The sequence below is a fragment of the Amycolatopsis sp. NPDC058278 genome, assembly GCF_042881395.1.
Taxonomy (GTDB): domain Bacteria; phylum Actinomycetota; class Actinomycetes; order Mycobacteriales; family Pseudonocardiaceae; genus Amycolatopsis.
In genome coordinates, this window is sequence record NZ_JBHVXZ010000168.1 from 1 (window position 1) to 17,308 (window position 17,308).

The window sequence follows — 17,308 nt, forward strand, 5'->3', positions numbered from 1 at the left end:
GCCCCCGGTCGCCCCGGGGGCGCGCGGACCCGCGGTCACCGGGCCGGGAACGCCTCGGCGAAGCGGCCGGCCCGAGCGCGCCGGGCACCGCTCCGCCGGCTCCGGCGCGGCGGTGCTGAAGATCGCGGCGCATCCCGAAACGAGGGGGCAGGCCGCTGGTCAGCGGCGTGCCGCCAGCGCGCTCGTGTAGACGCAGACGGCCGCCGCGGTGGCGAGGTTGAGGCTCTCCGCGCGGCCGTACATCGGGATCCGGACCGCGAGGTCGGCCCGGTCGAGGACGTCGTCGGGCAGGCCGTGGGCCTCGTTGCCGAACACCCACGCCGTCGGCACGGCGAGGTCCACCCGATCGAGCTCGGCGTCGGCGTAGCCGTGGGCGGCGAACGTCCGCAGGCCCGCGGCCGAGCAGGCGGCCAGCGCGGCCGGGACGTCGCGGACACGCGCGATCGGCAGGTGGAACAGGCTGCCGGCGGCCGCGCGGACGCACTTGCCGTTGTGCGGGTCGACCGTGTCGCCCGCCAGGACCACCGCGTCGGCACCCGCCGCGTCGGCGACGCGGATCACCGTGCCCGCGTTGCCGGGATCGGCGACGTCCACCAGCACCACCACGAGCCGGGCGCCCGGGGTCACGGCCTCTTCGAGGGGCCGGTCCAGCAGGGCGCAGACGGCCACGATGCCCTGCGGCGTCACGGTTTCCGACAGCCCCTCGGCGGCGCGGTCGGTGATCGGCGAGACTCCGACGCCGGCCGCGCGGGCCGCGTCCACCAGGTTCGCGTGCTGGGCGGACGCGCGCGCGGTGACGAACAGCTCGTGCACCGTGCCGTCCGCCAGCGCGGCCTCGACGGCGTTGGCGCCTTCGGCCAGGAACCGGCCGGTCCTGTCGCGTTCCGCGCGCCGGGTCAATTTGCGCGCAGCAACGACCCGGGGGGTCCGTTCGGTGAACGGATCCGCCCCGGGTCGTGGAAAGCTGCCGGTCAGGCCGACTTCGCTTCGCCGGTGTTGACGTTGGCCTTGGCGAGCTCGGCCAGCGCGGCGAAGGCGGCGGCGTCGTTGACGGCCAGGTCCGCGAGGATCTTGCGGTCGACCTCGACACCCGCGGCCTTGATGCCCTGGATGAACCGGTTGTAGGTCACGCCGTTGGCCCGGGCGGCCGCGTTGATGCGGGTGATCCACAGCTGGCGGAAGTCACCCTTGCGGGCACGGCGGTCCCGGTAGGCGTAGTTGAGCGAGTGAAGCGTCTGCTCCTTGGCCTTGCGGTACAGCCGCGAACGCTGGCCGCGGTAGCCGCTGGCCAGTTCGAGAGTTGCGCGACGCTTCTTCTGGGCGTTGACCGCCCGCTTGACGCGTGCCACGGGTCCATCCTGTCGATCTCAGGGGGCGAGGGGGACGCCCCGGGTGGTTACAGCAAGTTCTGCGGGATCAGATGCCGAGCAGGCGCTTCACGCGGCTGACCTCGGTCTTGGACACCTCGGTGGTGCCCTCGAGGCGGCGGGTCACGCGGCTGGACTTCTTCTCCATGCGGTGACGCCGGCCGGTCATCTGGCGGCGCAGCTTGCCCGTCCCCGTCTTGCGGATGCGCTTGGACGTCCCGCTGTGGGTCTTCATCTTCGGCATTTCTGTCCTCTTTCGTGCGGCGGCTCACCGGAGATTCCGGTGAGCCGCTGGCTCGTGCTGGTCGGCGCTTATGCCTCGGAAGTCGGCTCGGGGGCCGCCTCGGCCTTCGCCTTCGGCTTCACGTTCTTGTGCGGGGCCAGCACCATGATCATGTTGCGACCGTCCTGCTTCGCCGAAGACTCGACGAAACCCAGTTCGGTGACGTCCTCGGCGAGCTTCTGCAGCAGCCGGTAGCCGAGCTCCGGCCGGGACTGCTCGCGACCGCGGAACATGATCGTGACCTTGACCTTGTTGCCCGCCGCCAGGAAGCGCGACACGTGACCCTTCTTGGTCTCGTAGTCGTGCTGGTCGATCTTGGGGCGCAGCTTCTGTTCCTTGATGACGGTCAGCTGCTGGTTCCGACGCGACTCGCGGGCCTTCTGCGCGCTCTCGTACTTGAACTTGCCGAAGTCCATGAGCTTGCACACCGGCGGGCGGGCCTGCGGCGCGACCTCGACGAGGTCGAGGTCGTTCTCCTGCGCCAGGCGCAGCGCATCCTCGATCCGGACGATGCCGACCTGTTCGCCGGCGGGTCCGACGAGACGGACCTCCGGCACCCGGATTCGGTCGTTGATGCGTGTCTCGGAGCTGATGGGGCCTCCTTGGTCCGAGGAATGTTTCCTGTTCTCGTTCGACCTGGTGCCCACATAGCGAAGGCCCCGACACCGTTCGGTGCGCGGGGCCCACTCTGTTTCCGATCGTGCCCCGGAGGACACTTCTTCACTCGGACTTCACGTCCGGGTGAGACCGGACCCGGCCACCTGTACGGTGACGCGGGTGGGAGCGGGGCTCCACTTGCCGCCCCCGATCGCTCGGGGGCTGGTCGCTCGTGGAAGGGTACCAGACGTGTCGGAACAACCTTCCCAACAGCCCCCGTATTCCCCGGACGCGCGCCACCTGGAGGACATCCCCAGCGTGGAGGTGATCAGCCGCGCCGCCGTCATGCTGCTCTCAGCCGGCGCCGAACGGCTCGGCCTGGCCGACGCCGACCCCGCCACCTCCCCGCACCGCGACCTCGACGAAGCGCGCCGCCTGATCACCGCGCTGGCCGGGCTCGTGACGGCCTCCGCGGAGTACCTGGGCCTGCACGCCGGGCCGCTGCGCGACGGCCTGCAGTCGCTCCAGAAGGCGTTCCGGGAGGCGTCGGCCGTGCCCGACGAGCCCGGGCAGGGCCCCGGCGAAAAGTACACCGGCCCCGTCTACTGACCTTTCACTCGCTCGGCTACTTGCCGAGCGAGTCTCCCGACATCTAACATGTTAGATGTGAGTCTCTCGAAGGTCACTCGGCCGCTCCTGCGCGACGAGGCGTACGACCGCATCCGGACCGCGATCGTCGACGGCACGCTGCCCCCGGGCGCCCCGCTCCGGGACGCCGACCTCGCCGAGCAGCTCGGCCTGTCCAAGGCCCCGGTGCGCCAGGCCCTGCTGCGCCTGGCCGACGACGGCCTGGTCGACTCCAAGCCCCAGAGCTACACCCGGGTCTCCGAGGTGATGTCGCCCGACGTCATCGACGCCCGCCAGATCGTCCGGTTGCTGCACGAGTTCGCCGTCCGCCAGGCGGCACCCCGCTGCCGGCCGGCCGACATCGCCGCGATGCGCGCGGCCAACGACCGCTTCGCCGCGGCGATCGAAGCGCGCGACATCGCCGCCGCCGTGAAAGCGGACGACGAGCTGCACGACGTCCCGGTCCGCCTGGCGGGCAACGCCGCGGTGGCCGCGACTCTCGACCGCTACACGCCCCTGCTGCGCCGCCTGGAACACGCCCGGTTCAGCTCGACGCTGGCCTGGAACTCGGTCGAGCGCCACACGAAGCTCATCGACGCCCTCGAGAAGCGGGACACCGAAACCGCCGTCTCGGTGATCTCGACCATCTGGACCGACCTGCTGGAGGAACTGTGACCCTCGACGCCTTCCCGCGCTTCCCGCTGCTCTTCGGTCCGTCGCCGGTGCACCCGCTCGAGCGCCTCACCGCGCACCTCGGCGGCGCGCAGGTCTGGGCCAAGCGCGAGGACGTCAACTCCGGCCTCGCCTACGGGGGCAACAAGACCCGCAAGCTCGAATACCTCGTCGCCGACGCGCTGGCGCAGGGAGCCGACACGCTCGTCTCCATCGGCGGCGTCCAGTCCAACCACACCCGGCAGGTCGCCGCGGCCGCCGCGCGCGCCGGGCTGAAGGCCGTGCTCGTGCAGGAAAGCTGGGTCGACTGGCACGACCCGCTCTACGACAAGGTCGGCAACATCCAGCTCTCGCGCATCCTCGGCGCGGACGTCCGGCTCGTCCGGGCCGGCTTCGGCATCGGGTTCAAGCGGGCGTGGGAGGACGCGGTCGCCGAGATCGAACAGAACGGCGGGAAGCCGTACGCCATTCCGGCCGGCGCGTCGGACCACCGGCTCGGCGGCCTCGGCTTCGCGAACTGGGTCGTGGAGCTGGAACAGCAGGAGAAGGAACTCGGCGTCTTCTTCGACACCGTGATCGTCTGCTCGGTCACCGGCAGCACCCAGGGTGGCATGGTCGCCGGGGTGGCCGGCCACCAGAACCGGCGCATCCTCGGCATCGACGCCTCCGCGAAGCCCGGCGAGACCCGCGAGCAAATCACGCGCATCGCGCGCAACACCGCCGAGCTGATCGGCGCCGGCGAGATCGCGGAGGTCGAGCTGGACGACCGCTACCACGGCGGGGTCTACGGCATCCCCGACAAGTCCACTGTGGATGCGATCGAGACGTGCGCCCGGCTGGAGGGCATGATCACCGACCCGGTGTACGAGGGCAAGTCGATGGCCGCGCTGATCGACCTCGTCGGGAGCGGCGAGATCGAGCGCGGCTCGAACGTCCTGTACGCCCACCTCGGCGGGCAGCCCGCGCTCAACGGCTACACGAGCGTCCTGGGCTGAGCGCACCCGGGGCCGGGCACGAACCCGGCCCCGGCGAACCTCAGTCCAGCACGCAGAGCACGTCGATCTCGACGAGGAGCTCGCCCGGGAGGCCGACGTACACCGTCGTGCGGGCGGGCTGCGGCGCGTCGCCGATCAGCTCGTCGTACACCTCGTTGAACGGCGCGAAGTGCGCGGTGTCGGTCAGGTACACCCGGACCATGATCGCGTCGGCGAGGCTCGAGCCCGCCGCCGTCAGCACGGCTTCGATGTTCTTGAACGTCTGCCGGGTCTGGCCCGCGACGTCGTCACCGACGATCTCGTTCGTGGCCGGGTCGAAGGCGACCTGGCCGGCGACCTGCAGCAGGTTCCCCTTGCGGACGGCCTGCGAGAACTTCGCCGGCGGCTTCGGCGCGTTCTCGGTGGAAACTGCCGTCTTGCTCATCAGTGCCCCTTTCCGTTCTCCGTCCATCCACTGTGGACGGAAGCTTCCTTCGTGGCGGCCCGCAGCTCCGGCACCAGCGCCAGCAGGCCTTCGTAGTCGAGCAGCACCTTCGGCACCGACATCGACGCGGCGGCGAGGACTTCGCCGCCCGTGCCCCGCACCGGCGCCGCGATGCAGTGGATGAAGTCCTCGTGTTCGGCGTTGTCGACGGCGTACCCGAGCTGCGCCACGCGCTCCAGCTCGGCGAGGTAGGCCTCGGGGCCGGTGATCGTGTTCGGCGTCCGCACCGGGTACTCGATCGACCGCGCGATCTCCTCGCGGCGGGCCGCGGGCATGGCGGCGACCAGCACCTTCCCCACCGCGGTGCAGTGCAGCGGCGCGCGCTTGCCGATGCGCGAGTACATCCGCACCGAGTGCCGGCCTTCGAACTTGTCGATGTAGACGACTTCGCCGTCCTCGTAGCTGGCCAGGTGCACGGTGTGCCCGGTGCGCGCGTTGAGGGCGGCGAGCGCGGGGTGGGCGCTGCGCCGGACGTCGAAGGAGTCCAGGGCCTGGTTGGCCAGGTCGAACATGGCGCTGCCCAGCCGGTAGTGGCGGGCGCCTTCGCGGCGGACGAAGTGGTGCTGTTCGAGGGTGCGCAGCAGCCGCAGCACCGTCGACTTGTGCACGCCGATCTCGTCGGCGAGGTCGTCGAGGGTCCGCGCGTCCTGCGCGATCGAACCCAGCAGCGTCAGCGCGCGGTCCAGGCTTTGACTCATGCGAGCACCACGCCCTCTCCGGTCAGCCGGGCCGAACGCCACTCGTCCGGGTCCGCGTGGAGCAGGGTATCCACGACCTCGGGCGGCAGCGGCACGCCGACGTCGTCGTGGGTCAGCAGGGTGACGGCGGCCTGCAGGTGGCCCTGCCGCAGCCGTTCCAGTGGCGTGGCGCCCCGCAGGGTGGCCGCCAGGAACCCGGCGGCGAACGCGTCGCCGGCGCCGACCGGCTCGACGACGTCGACCTTCAGCGCGGGCGCGAACAACGGCTCCCCCTCGACCAGCGTCGCACCGCGCTCACCGTGCTTGACCACGAGCGTGCGCGGCCCCGGCAGCAGCGCGCGCAGTTCCGCCGGATCGCCGGTCCCCCACACCTGCTGGGCCTCGTCGTCGCCGGTCAGGACGATGTCCGCCCGCCCGGCCAGGTCGGCGAGCAGGCCGGGGTCACGGCCGGCCCACAACGCCGGCCGCAGGTTGACGTCGAAGGAGATCAGCCGGTCGCCGCGGGGCAGCTCCAGCAGGGCGCGCACCAGCGCGAGGCAGCTGTCCGACAGCGCGGGCGTGATGCCCGACAGGTGCAGCACGCGGACGCCGTCGAGGTCCAGCCGGTCCAGCAGCGACGGGCCCATCCCGGACGCGGCCGAGCCCGTCCGGTAGTAGCGCACGGGACTGCCGCCGACGCCGCTTTCCTTGACGTAGAGCCCGGTCGGGCGCAGCGGGTCGACGGAACACGCGCTGACGTCGACGCCGTGGGAGGCGACCTCCCGCAGCATCGCCCGGCCGAACGGGTCGTCCCCGACCGCGCTCACCCAGCCGCTGCGCACGCCCAGCGTCGGCAGGTTGCAGGCCACGTTCGATTCGGCGCCGCCGATGGTGCGCACCCAGTGCTTCACCTCGTCCGGCGGGCCGGGTTCGGCGGGCACGAACAGCGCCATCGACTCGCCCACGCACAACACCTCGGGCCCGCTCGTCACTTTCCGTCTCCCTGCCCTTGACCCCGTTGACCTGTGGCGACCCGGATGCTACACCTATGGCACTCAAAATGCGCAACAGTCGTTGCAACATACGCAACAGAGGTCGCCGCCGATGAATCGTTGCCTGATGGACCCCGCCGCGCTCGACGCCCTCCGCCAAGAGCGCGTCGACTGGCGCTTCCGTTCCGCCGCGCCCGCCCTGACCGGGCTCACCCTGCAAGAGGCCGCGGACCGCCGGCTGAACCTGTTCAGCGACGGGTTCTTCGGCCCCTTCGTCGTCCTCGACGACGAAGCACTCGAACACAACCTGCGCACGATGGCCGCCTGGTGCGCCGCCCGCGGCGTCGTGCTCGCCCCCCACGGCAAGACGACCATGGCACCGCAGCTGTTCGCACGCCAGATCGAGCACGGCGCGTGGGGCGTGACCTGCGCGAACGCCGGTCACCTCCGGATCTACCGCGCCTTCGGGGTGTCCCGGATCCTGCTGGCCAACCAGCTCCTCGACCCGGCCGGCCTGCGCTGGCTGGCCGCCGAGCTGGCGGCCGACCCGGGCTTCGAGTTCTTCTGCTGGGTCGACTCCGTCCGCGGCGTCGAGCTGATGACCGCGGCCCTGGAAGGCTCCGCGCGCCCGGTGGACGTCCTGGTCGAACTGGGCGCCGACGGCGGCCGCACCGGCGTCCGCGACACCGCGACCGCGCTGGCGGTCGCCGAGGCGATCCAGGCGAGCCCGGTGCTGCGGCTGCGGGGCACCGGCGGGTACGAAGGGGCGCTGTCCCACGGCACCGACGAAGCCGCCCTCGCCAAGATCAGCTCCTATGTGGACGGTCTGCGGGACCTGGCGATCTCGTTCGCGGGCCAGGGACTCCTCGACGGGCAGATCGTGGTCACCGCCGGCGGGAGTGCCTACTTCGACCAGGTGGCGAACGAGCTGACGAAGCCGTGGCCGGACAGCCTCGACGTGCTGCCGGTGCTGCGCAGCGGCGCCTACCTCACCCACGACGACGGGTTCTACCGCGAGATCTCCCCGCTCGGCGACCACCCGCGCATCGACGGCGTCGACTCGTTCCGGCCCGCGCTGCGGGCGTGGGCGCAGGTGACGTCGAAGCCGTCGGACGAGCTCGCGCTGCTCACCATCGGCAAGCGCGACGCGTCCTTCGACGAGGGCCTGCCCGAGCCGCAGCTGCGCCGCACCCCGGACGGGCCCGCCGAACCCCTCGACGGCCACGCGGTCACGAAGCTGAACGACCAGCACGCCTTCCTCGCGCTGCCGCCGGGGTCGCCGGTCGAGGTCGGCGACTGGATCGGGCTCGGGCTCTCCCACCCGTGCACGGTGTTCGACAAGTGGCCGCTGCTGCCGGTGACCGCGGCCGACGGCGAGACCGTCGTCGACTACGTCCGGACGTGGTTCTGATGGACCTCGTCCTGCGGGGCGCCCTGGTGGCCGACGGGACCGGCGACGCGATCACGCGGCACGACGTCGGGATCACCGGAGCCAGGATCGCCAGTGTCGCCGAGGCGGGGTCGCTGGCCGGGCGCCGGACCATCGACGCCGACGGCCTGGTGCTCGCGCCCGGCTTCATCGACATGCACTCGCACTCGGACCTGCAGCTGCTGGCCAACCCGGACCACCCGGCGAAGATCACCCAGGGGGTGACGACCGAGGTGCTCGGCCAGGACGGGCTGTCGTACGCGCCCGTCGACGACGTCGTGCTCGAAGCGCTGCGGCAGCAGCTCGCGGGCTGGAACGACGACCCGCCGGGGTTCGACTGGAACTGGCGCTCGGTCGGCGAGTACCTCGACCGGCTCGACCGGGGCATCGCCGTCAACGCCGCCTACCTGGTGCCGCAGGGCACGGTCCGGATGCTCGCCGTCGGCTGGGACGACCGGCCCGCCACGGACGCCGAGCTGGCCCGGATGAAGGAACTGGTCGCGACCGGCCTCCACGAAGGCGCGATGGGGATGTCGTCCGGCCTCACCTACACGCCGGGGATGTACGCGGAGACCGGCGAGCTGGTCGAGCTGTGCCGGGTCGTCGGCGAGCTGGGCGGGTTCTACAGCCCGCACCACCGCAGCTACGGCAAGGGCGCGCTGGAGGCGTTCGCCGAGATGATCGACGTCTCGCGGCGCTCCGGCTGTCCCCTGCACCTGGCCCACGCGACGATGAACTTCTCGGTCAACAAGGGCAAGGCGCCCGAGCTGCTGAAGCTGCTGGACGACGCGCTCGACGACGGCTGCGACATCTCCCTGGACACCTACCCGTACCTGCCCGGCGCGACCTACCTCTCGGCGCTGCTGCCGAGCTGGGCCACCGAAGGCGGGCTGGCCGCGACCCTCGCCCGGTTGTCCGATGTGGACGAACGCGAGCGGATCCGCGCCGAGATCGAGGAGTCTGGTTCGGACGGTGCGCACGGCGTGCCGATCGACTGGGAGGCCATCGAAATCAACGGTGTCCGCCACGACCGCAACGCGCACCTCGTCGGGCACAGCGTCGCCGCGTCGGCCCGCCGGGAAGGCACGGAGCCCGCGAAGCTGTACTTCGACACCCTGCTCGACGAACGGCTCGGGACGTCGTGCCTGATGCACGTCGGGCACGAGGAGAACGTCCAGGCCATCATGCGGCACTCCACGCACACCGGCGGCAGCGACGGCCTGCTCGTCGGCGCGCGGCCGCACCCGCGCGCGTGGGGCACTTTCCCGCGTTATCTCGCCCGGTACGTCCGCGAACTGGGCGTGCTGGACGTCGCCGAGTGCGTCGCCCACCTGACCGGGCGGGCCGCGCGGCGGCTGCGGCTGGCCGACCGCGGGCTCGTCCGCGCCGGGTACGCCGCGGACCTGGTGCTGTTCGACCCCGAAACGATCGCCGACACCGCCACCTTCGAAGACCCGCGGCAACCCGCCACGGGCCTCACCCACGTGTTCGTCAACGGCGTCGCCGCCCTCGACGACGGTCGTCCCACCGGCGCCCTCGCCGGTGGTTCCCTGCGCAATCCCGGGAGAACCCGATGATCCACTGGCTGCAACACACCACCGGCGGGCTGCTCACGCTCGCCGCCGTCTCGATCGCCGTCCTGCTGGTGCTGATCATCAAGCTGAAGCTGGAGCCCTTCATCGCGCTGATCGTCGTCGGCCTGCTGACGGCGCTGGCCGCGGGCCTGCCGGTCGGCACCATCGTCGGGTCGGCCCAGAAGGCGTCGGACTCCCTGCTGGAAAAGGGGTTCGGCAGCATCCTGGGGCACATCACGGCGATCATCGGCCTGGGCACGATCCTCGGGTCGATCCTGGAACGCTCGGGCGGCGCGAAGGTGCTGACCGGGGCACTGCTGCGGTCGTTCGGCGAGAAGCGCGCGCCGCTGGCCATGGGGGTCGCCGGGTTCGTCTTCGGCATCCCGGTGTTCTTCGACATCGGCATCTTCGTGCTGGCCCCACTGGTCTACGTCGCCGCGAAGCAGGGCGGCAAGTCCCTGGTGCTGTACGCGATGCCGCTGCTGGCCGGCCTGTCGATCACGCACGCCTTCCTGCCGCCGCACCCGGGCCCGGTGGCCGCGGCCGGGCTGCTGCACGTCGAGCTCGGCTGGATCATCCTGATGGGCCTGGCCTGCGGCATTCCCGCGTTCCTCGTCGGCGGCGTGCTCTACTCGACGTGGATCGGCAAGCGCATCGTGGTCGACGTGCCCGAGGACATGGTGTTCGCCGAGGAGGAGGGCGAGCGCGAGGAGAACCCGCCGTCGCTCGGGCTGGTCGCGGCCATCATCGCGGTGCCGCTGGTGCTCATCCTGGCCGGCACGTTCGGCAGCATCTGGCTGCCGAAGGGCTCCGCGCTCGCCGGTGTCGCCGCGTTCATCGGCACCCCGGCCGTCGCGCTGACCGTCGCCGTCCTGCTCGCGTCGTGGCTGCTGGGCCTGCGCCGCGGGTTCACCGGCAAGGACCTCAACGAGCTGGCCGCGAAGTCGCTGCGGCCGGTGGCGATGATCCTGCTGGTCGTCGGCGCGGGCGCGTTCTTCGGCGCGGTGCTCTCGGCGACCGGGATCGGCAAGGCCGTGGCCGACTCGCTGCACGACGCCGGGCTGCCGGTACTGCTCGCGGCCTACGTCATCAGCTGCGGCATGCGGATCGCACAGGGTTCGGCGACCGTCGCCATCGTCACCACGAGCGGGATCATCGCCCCGACCGTGGCCCAGCTCGGCTATTCGCAGATCCAGCTGGCGCTGCTCGTGATGGCGATTTCGGCCGGCTCGATCATCGCCTCGCACGTCAACGACGGCGGCTTCTGGATCGTCTCGCGGTACTTCAACCTCACCGTGCCGCAGACGCTCAAGTCCTGGACGGCGCTGGAAACCGTGCTTTCCCTTTCCGGTTTCGCGGCTTCGGCATTGCTCATGGCCGTGGTCTAGACCATACTGGAGCTGTCGCCGCCGAAACCCGTTGGGAGACAATGACGATGACCGGACTTTCCCGTCGTACGTTCCTCGGTGCCGCGGCCGGCGCGGGCGCCGCCACCGTTCTCGGTGCGCAGGTCGCCGGCGCGGCCACCACGGAGAAGGGCTGCTTCGCCGGCACAACCGTGTACATCGGCAGCTACACCACCGGGGCGACCGGGCACGGCCTCGACGTCGCCACCCGTTCGGGCGCGGCGCTGTCCCCGGTCCGCACCATCCCGGGGATCACCGACACGTCGTGGTTCGACCGCAGCGCCGACGGCAAGACGCTGTACGTCACCAACGAAGGCGACCCGTCCGGGTACGTCTCGGCGTTGAGCCTCGCCGACCCGGTGAAACCGAAGCTGCTGAACAAGGTCTCGTCGAAGGGCGGCGCGCCGACGCACCTGAGCGTGCATTCGAGCGGGAAGTACGTGCTGGCCGCGAACTACAGTTCGGGCAGCGTCGTCGTGTTGCCGATCCAGGCCGGTGGCAAGCTCGGCGCGGCCACGGACCTCGTCACCCACCACGGCGCCGAGCGGGACGCGCACGCCCACCAGGTCGTCAACGACCCGACCGGCCGCTGGGTCCTGGCGGTCGACCTGGGCGCCGACTCGGTGTACGTCTACGGCTTCGCCGCCGGGAAGCTTTCGCTGCACCAGCAGCTGAAGCTGCCGTCCGGCGCCGGGCCGCGGCACCTCGCGTTCGACCGCACCGGGAAGTTCGCCTACATCCTGGGCGAGCTGCGGGCGGAGGTGACGGTGGCGAGCTGGGACGCGGCGGCGGGGAAGCTGAAAGCGCTCTCCGTCGTCCCGGCCGTGCCCGCCGGGAGCACCGGTGACCAGTTCCCGGGCGAGATCGTCGTGTCGAACGACGGGAAGTTCGTCCACGCGACCGTCCGCGGCCCGAACACCCTGGCCACGTTCGCCGTCTCCGGCGGCGGCGCGACGCTGAAGCTGGTGTCGAGCGTGCCGACCGGCGGCAACTGGCCGCGGCACGTGGCCCTCGACCCGGCCGAAAGCTGGTTCTACGTCTCGAACCAGCGCTCCGGCACCGTCACCTGGCTGCCGCGTGACCCGGCCACCGGCCTGCCCGGCGCGGCCGCCGGACAACTGGCCGTCGGCAGCGTCAACTCCGTTTACTTCGCCTGACCCCGTGAGGTTCCCCATGAGACTGCGCCGCACCCTGCCCGTCGTCGCCGGGCTGGCCCTCCTGGCCGGCTGCGCGCCCACCCAGTCCGCCCCCGCGGGCGGCGGCGGGGACGACAAGACCGGCACCGTCCGCGTCTGGCTGTTCGACGAGGCCAGCCGCGCCCCGAAGGAGGCCGCGGTCAAGGAAGCCATCGCCGAGTTCAAGGCGGCCCACGCCGGCGTCGAGGTCGACGTCCAGTGGGTGCCGGTCGAAGGCCGCGCCGACAAGTTCTCCGGTGCCTTCAACGACCCGGCCAACGCCCCGGACGTCGCCGAGTTCGGCAACACCGACGTCTCGAACTACGCGGCCACCGGGGCGCTGGCCGACCTGACCGGCGACCTCGCGGCGTGGCCCGAGGGCAAGGACCTCATCCCGACCGTGCTGGACACCGCGAAGTCCGGCGGCCAGACCTACGGGCTGCCCTGGTACACCGGCATCCGCGCGTTGTACTACCGCACCGACGTCTTCACCGAGCTCGGCCTGAAGCCGCCGGCCACGCTGGCCGAGCTGACCGACACCGCCCGCCGGATCCGCGCCGCCAAACCGGACCTCTACGGCATCGCCGTCGGCGGCAAGTACACCTACGCGATGCTGCCCTTCCTCTGGGCCAACGGCGGGGAGCTGGCGCAGGACAACGGCGGCAAGTGGACGTCGACCGTCACCGGCGAGCAAGCCAAGGCCGGGGTCACCCAGTACGCGAACCTGCTCAAGGACGACATCTGCCCGCCGGCCCAGTGCGCCAACCTGACCGGCACGCAGAGCGTCACGGCGTTCGCCGGCGGCAAGGCCGGGATGACCATCGGCGGCGACTTCAACCGCAAGGCCGTCGAGCAGGGTGCGGTGAAGGGCAAGTACGCTGTCGTCCCGATCCCGGGCACGACAGTGGGGAGCACCGCGCCCGCCTTCGCCGGCGGCAACCTGCTGGGCGTGTTCAAGGCGAGCAAGCACCGCAGCCTGGCGCTGGAGTTCGTCGAGCTGCTCGGCGGCGCGAAGTACCAGGAGAAGATGTACACCGCGATGGGGAACCTGCCGACGCTGAGCGGCGTGCAGCAGAAGCTCGCGGCGAACGACCCGTTCCTCAAGCCGTTCGTCGACACCCTGAAGGCGGGCACGAAGTTCGTCCCGGCGACGCCGGCGTGGTCGAAGATCGACAGCCAGAACGTGCTACCGACGGCCGTGCAGCAGATCGCCACCGGCGGGAAGGACCCGTCGGCGGCCCTGGCGGACGCGGCCGCCGCGATGAACAAGGCCTTCGGCTAGTGGTGACGGTCCAGGAAGCCCCTTCCGTCACGGCCCCCGAGCGGCGGCCGGGGCGGAAGGGGGACGGCCGGGCCGCCGCGCTCTACCTCGCCCCGGCGGGCGTCCTGCTCGCCGCGCTGCTGGCCTACCCGATCTACCAGCTGGTCCTGATTTCGTTCTACGACTACGGTCAGCCGCAGGCCGCGGGCAACGCGCCGCTGGTGTTCCTCGGTTTCGCGAACTACGCCGACCTGCTGTCCCAGGCGCAGTTCTGGACCGTGCTCGGCAAGACCGTCGGGTTCGCCGCGGCCTGCGTCGCCGGTTCGCTCATCGTCGGCACCGGGCTCGCGGTGCTGGCGAGCCGGGTGCGCTCGCTGCCGCGGATGCTGCTGTTCCTCGCCGCGCTGGGCGCGTGGTCGACACCGGCGATCGCGGGCTCCTACGTCTGGCTGTTCCTCTTCGACACCGACTTCGGCCTGGTCAACGAGGTGTTGTCGGGCCTCGGGCTGCCGCTGCAGCACCACTCGTGGACCTTCGGCACGCTCGGCGCCTTCGGGCTGGTCGCGGCCGAGGTGATCTGGTGCTCGTTCCCGTTCGTGCTGGTCACGATGTACGCCGGCATCAAAGGCGTGCCGGACGAGGTGCTCGAAGCCGCGTCGCTCGACGGCGCGTCGGCGTGGCGCACGACGTGGACGATCGTGCTGCCGATGGTGCGGCCGCTGCTGATGATCGCGACCGTGCAGTCGATCATCTGGGACTTCAAGGTGTTCACCCAGATCTACGTGATGACCAACGGCGGCGGCGTGGCCGGGCGCAACCTGGTCCTCAACGTCTACGCCTACCAGCAGGCCTTCGCCGGGCAGGAGTACGGCCTCGGCTCGGCGATCGGAGTCGTCATGACGCTGTTGCTGCTGTCGGTCACCGGGTTGTACGTCCGGACGCAGCGCCGGAGCGCCGCATGGCTGTGAAACGTCCCGGCCGGCTGATCGCCGAAGTCGTCACCGTCGTGATCGCCGGCATCGTCGCCTTCCCGCTGTACTGGATGGTGCTGTCGGCGGTGAAGCCACCGGGTGAGATCCAGACGGCGAACCCGAAGCTCTGGACGTTCAGCCCGTCGTTCGACAGCTTTTCGCGCGTCCTCACGGTGTCGGGCTTCGGCCGGTTCTTCGTCAACAGCCTGGTGGTGGCCCTGGTCGTCGTCGCGCTGTCGCTGCTGCTGTCGTTCCTCTCCGCGGTGGCTTTGACGCGCTTTTCCTTCAAGGGCCGGACCGTGCTGCTGGTGATGACCCTGGTCGCCCAGATGGTGCCGGTGGAGGCGCTGACCATCCCGCTGTTCTTCCTGATGCGCCAGATCGGCGGGGTCGTGCCGGCCTTCGGGCTGAACGAACTGGGTTCGCTGGTGCTGGTGCACCTGGCGTTCAGCCTGCCGTTCGCGATCTGGATGCTGCGCGGGTTCGTCGCCGCGGTGCCGGTGGAGCTCGAAGAGGCGGCGAAGCTCGACGGCGCGTCGCGGATGCGGTTCACCTGGCAGATCCTGTTCCCGCTGGTGGCACCCGGGCTGGTGGCCGTGAGCGTACTCGCGTTCATCCACGCCTGGAACGACTTCCTGTTCGCCAAGACGTTCATCGTCTCCAAGACCGAGAACCAGACGCTGCCGCAGGCGATCCTGGTGTTCTTCAAGCCGGAGGACACCGACTGGGGCGCGGTGATGGCCTCCTCGACGCTGATGACGATCCCGGTGCTGGTCTTCTTCGTCCTCGTCCAACGACGGCTGGTGTCCGGCATGGCCGGCGCCGTGAAGGGCTGACATGGCTTTCGACACCCTGCTCCCCCGCCCGGTCTCGGTGACACCCGCGCCGGGTTCGTGCCCTTGGCCGGCCACCGTGGAGGTTCGGTCCGGTTCTCTGCCGCCGGAGGGGTACCGGCTCACGATCACCCCCTCCGGCGTGGTTTTGGAGGCGGCCGATTCCGCCGGCGAGTGCTACGGGCGGGAGACGTTGCGGCAGCTCGCGGGGCCGTCCGCGTTCCGGGTGGCCGGGTTCGCGCCCTCTTCGCTGCCGTGCGGGGTCGTCGAGGACCATCCCCGGTTCGGCTGGCGCGGGTGCCTGCTCGACGTGGCCCGGCACTTCCGGACCAAGGCCGAGGTGCTCCGGTTCGTCGACCTGCTGGCCGCGCACAAGCTGAACGTGCTGAACCTGCACCTCACCGACGACCAGGGCTGGCGCTTCGAGGTCCCGGCGTTCCCGCGGCTGACGTCGGTGGGCGGCTGGCGGCCGTCGTCGATGGCAGGCAGCGGAGGTGTCCAGGACGGCCGTCCGCACGGCGGGTTCTACACGGGCGACGACCTGCGCGAGATCGTCGCTCACGCCGCTTCGCGGGCCATCACCGTGGTGCCGGAGATCGACATCCCGGGCCACGCGCGGGCGGCGCTGGCGGCCTACCCTGCACTGGGAACTTCGTCGTCCTACGAAGTCTGGACCGCCTGGGGCATCAGCACTTCACTGCTGTCACCCGTGGAGTCCACTTTGGACTTCTTCCGGCAGGTGTTCGACCACCTGCTGGACATCTTCCCGTCCCCGGTGATCGCCCTGGGCGGCGACGAGACACCGGGCGCGACCGACGAGCACCGCGCGTTCGTCCGGCAGCTGGCCGGGCACCTGGTGGCCCGCGGCCGCACCCCGATGGGCTGGGACGAGGTCCTCGACACCGACGGCCTCCCGCCGATGGTGATCGCCGCCTGGCGCAACGAGGACGCGGGCTTGCGGGCGGCTTCGGCGGGGCACGACGTGGTGCTGTGCCCGGAGCAGCACGTGTACCTGGACCACCGGCAGTCGCCGCACCCCGGCGAGCCGATCCCGGTCGGGGAGGTGCACACGCTGGAGGACGTGTACGCGTACGAGCCGGCGCTGAGCGGCCCGCGGCTGCGGGGGGTGCAGGCGCAGGTGTGGAGCGAACACCTGGACAGCGTCCGGCGGGTGGACTACATGGCGTTCCCGCGGTTGTCGGCGTTTGCCGAGGTGGCTTGGAGCGCGGGGCCGCGGGAGTACGCGGAGTTCCTGCCGCGGCTGCGCGACCACCACCTGCCCCGCCTGGACGCGCTCGGCGTGGAGTACCGGCCGCTGGACGGACCGCACCCGTGGCAGCTGCGGCCGGGGGTGCCGGGCCGGCCGCGGTGATCACGGCAGCAGCGTCACCGTGACCGAGCGCACCGGGCCGACGTTGCCGGCCGCGTCGATGGACCGGTACTCGATCCGGTGCGTGCCGTACCCCGGCTTGCGCTCGGAGAACGGCGACACCGTCAGCCCGCCCTCGCCGAGATTCCCGTACGCCAGGCCGTCGATCTCCGTGCCGCGCGGGGTGAACAGGTACGGCGCCGCCGGGTCCGTCGGCCAGCCGTAGTACTTGTGCCAGCCGTCGCCGTCGACGCGGAACTCCGGCATTCCGTCCGGCGACTTCAGGCGCATCGTGAACGAACCGTGGTACACGCCGCCCTCGGGTAGCTCGGCCGTGGTCGCCGGACCCGTGGCGTCCACCGTCCAGGTCAGGGTCGTGCCGCCGGTCGTCGCGGTGAGCGTGTGCGCGCCGCGGGCCTCGTCGAGGACGAAGTCGGAGCCGGTTCCGGCCGGGCGGCCGTCGAGCGCCCACCGGACCTCGGGGATCGAGCCGGTCGGCTCGCCGGTTTCGACGTACACCCGGCGCGGCAGCGGCCTCCTCGGCCTGGCTCTCCTGCTTCATGGCCTTGGCCTCGCTCTTGAGGATGCGGGCCGAC

At 71.2% G+C, this 17,308-nt stretch carries 19 protein-coding genes; 11 read left to right on the forward strand and 8 right to left on the reverse strand.

The genetic code is table 11. From position 1 onward, the window contains the following. Window positions 1-159: 159 nt before the first annotated feature. From ACFVYA_RS45245 to infC, 4 genes are all read right to left on the reverse strand, one after another. Window positions 160-900, reverse strand: a complete 741-nt coding sequence (locus ACFVYA_RS45245) for a TrmH family RNA methyltransferase (RefSeq protein ID WP_387054191.1) — start codon at window positions 898-900, stop codon at window positions 160-162. 71 nt (window positions 901-971) lie between these two features. Then, on the reverse strand, window positions 972-1,349 hold the full coding sequence (gene rplT / locus ACFVYA_RS45250) for a 50S ribosomal protein L20 (protein WP_285993302.1): 378 nt from the start codon (window positions 1,347-1,349) through the stop codon (window positions 972-974). 67 nt (window positions 1,350-1,416) lie between these two features. Then, window positions 1,417-1,611 (reverse strand): 50S ribosomal protein L35, encoded by a 195-nt coding sequence (gene rpmI / locus ACFVYA_RS45255; protein ID WP_086840453.1) that lies wholly within the window; start codon window positions 1,609-1,611, stop codon window positions 1,417-1,419. Between the two features lie 68 nt (window positions 1,612-1,679). Beyond that, window positions 1,680-2,297: a translation initiation factor IF-3 gene (gene infC, locus ACFVYA_RS45260; protein WP_285993303.1), complete on the reverse strand. Its 618-nt coding sequence runs from the start codon at window positions 2,295-2,297 to the stop codon at window positions 1,680-1,682. Between the two features lie 199 nt (window positions 2,298-2,496). Between infC and ACFVYA_RS45265 the strand changes: the two genes are divergently transcribed. From ACFVYA_RS45265 to ACFVYA_RS45275, 3 genes are read left to right on the forward strand one after another with little or no spacing between them, the layout of a single operon-like run. Next, a complete protein-coding gene (locus ACFVYA_RS45265; RefSeq protein WP_103338665.1) occupies window positions 2,497-2,856 on the forward strand; it encodes a DUF1844 domain-containing protein in 360 nt (119 codons plus the stop codon). Between the two features lie 57 nt (window positions 2,857-2,913). Next, window positions 2,914-3,549: a GntR family transcriptional regulator gene (locus ACFVYA_RS45270; RefSeq protein WP_387054194.1), complete on the forward strand. Its 636-nt coding sequence runs from the start codon at window positions 2,914-2,916 to the stop codon at window positions 3,547-3,549. Beyond that, window positions 3,546-4,541, forward strand: a complete 996-nt coding sequence (locus ACFVYA_RS45275; protein WP_387054196.1) for a 1-aminocyclopropane-1-carboxylate deaminase — start codon at window positions 3,546-3,548, stop codon at window positions 4,539-4,541. Before ACFVYA_RS45270 ends, ACFVYA_RS45275 begins: the two co-directional genes overlap by 4 nt. Window positions 4,542-4,581: 40 nt before the next feature. On the opposite strand, the gene ACFVYA_RS45280 is transcribed toward ACFVYA_RS45275, so the two are convergent. The 3 genes from ACFVYA_RS45280 to ACFVYA_RS45290 are packed head-to-tail and all read right to left on the reverse strand — an operon-like array spanning window position 4,582 to window position 6,655. Next, window positions 4,582-4,965 (reverse strand): RidA family protein, encoded by a 384-nt coding sequence (locus ACFVYA_RS45280; RefSeq protein WP_364010071.1) that lies wholly within the window; start codon window positions 4,963-4,965, stop codon window positions 4,582-4,584. Then, window positions 4,965-5,723: an IclR family transcriptional regulator gene (locus ACFVYA_RS45285; protein ID WP_387054198.1), complete on the reverse strand. Its 759-nt coding sequence runs from the start codon at window positions 5,721-5,723 to the stop codon at window positions 4,965-4,967. The genes ACFVYA_RS45280 and ACFVYA_RS45285 overlap by 1 nt, the downstream gene beginning before the upstream one ends. After that, entirely contained in the window at window positions 5,720-6,655 is a 936-nt protein-coding gene (locus ACFVYA_RS45290) for a sugar kinase (protein ID WP_387054219.1), read from the reverse strand. Before ACFVYA_RS45290 ends, ACFVYA_RS45285 begins: the two co-directional genes overlap by 4 nt. Window positions 6,656-6,806: 151 nt before the next feature. On the opposite strand from ACFVYA_RS45290, the gene ACFVYA_RS45295 reads away from it, so the two are divergent. From ACFVYA_RS45295 to ACFVYA_RS45330, 8 genes are read left to right on the forward strand one after another with little or no spacing between them, the layout of a single operon-like run. Continuing rightward, entirely contained in the window at window positions 6,807-8,105 is a 1,299-nt protein-coding gene (locus ACFVYA_RS45295) for an amino acid deaminase (RefSeq protein WP_387054200.1), read from the forward strand. After that, window positions 8,105-9,700 carry an amidohydrolase family protein gene (locus ACFVYA_RS45300; RefSeq protein ID WP_387054202.1) on the forward strand — a complete coding sequence of 532 codons (1,596 nt, stop codon included), beginning with the start codon at window positions 8,105-8,107 and terminating at the stop codon, window positions 9,698-9,700. The genes ACFVYA_RS45295 and ACFVYA_RS45300 overlap by 1 nt, the downstream gene beginning before the upstream one ends. After that, a complete protein-coding gene (locus tag ACFVYA_RS45305) occupies window positions 9,697-11,085 on the forward strand; it encodes a GntP family permease (RefSeq protein ID WP_387054204.1) in 1,389 nt (462 codons plus the stop codon). The genes ACFVYA_RS45300 and ACFVYA_RS45305 overlap by 4 nt, the downstream gene beginning before the upstream one ends. A gap of 41 nt (window positions 11,086-11,126) precedes the next feature. Next, a complete protein-coding gene (locus ACFVYA_RS45310) occupies window positions 11,127-12,260 on the forward strand; it encodes a lactonase family protein (protein WP_387054206.1) in 1,134 nt (377 codons plus the stop codon). A 16-nt stretch (window positions 12,261-12,276) separates the two neighbouring features. Then, on the forward strand, window positions 12,277-13,560 hold the full coding sequence (locus ACFVYA_RS45315) for an extracellular solute-binding protein (protein WP_387054209.1): 1,284 nt from the start codon (window positions 12,277-12,279) through the stop codon (window positions 13,558-13,560). Further along, entirely contained in the window at window positions 13,560-14,507 is a 948-nt protein-coding gene (locus tag ACFVYA_RS45320) for a carbohydrate ABC transporter permease (protein ID WP_387054211.1), read from the forward strand. Before ACFVYA_RS45315 ends, ACFVYA_RS45320 begins: the two co-directional genes overlap by 1 nt. Continuing rightward, window positions 14,498-15,346, forward strand: a complete 849-nt coding sequence (locus tag ACFVYA_RS45325) for a carbohydrate ABC transporter permease (RefSeq protein WP_387054213.1) — start codon at window positions 14,498-14,500, stop codon at window positions 15,344-15,346. Before ACFVYA_RS45320 ends, ACFVYA_RS45325 begins: the two co-directional genes overlap by 10 nt. Window position 15,347: 1 nt before the next feature. After that, the gene (locus tag ACFVYA_RS45330) at window positions 15,348-16,715 is read left to right on the forward strand and encodes a beta-N-acetylhexosaminidase (RefSeq protein WP_387054215.1); all 1,368 of its coding nucleotides are present in this window, start codon (window positions 15,348-15,350) and stop codon (window positions 16,713-16,715) included. On the opposite strand, the gene ACFVYA_RS45335 is transcribed toward ACFVYA_RS45330, so the two are convergent. Continuing rightward, window positions 16,716-17,231 carry a hypothetical protein gene (locus tag ACFVYA_RS45335; RefSeq protein ID WP_387054217.1) on the reverse strand — a complete coding sequence of 172 codons (516 nt, stop codon included), beginning with the start codon at window positions 17,229-17,231 and terminating at the stop codon, window positions 16,716-16,718. Window positions 17,232-17,308 lie beyond the last annotated feature (77 nt).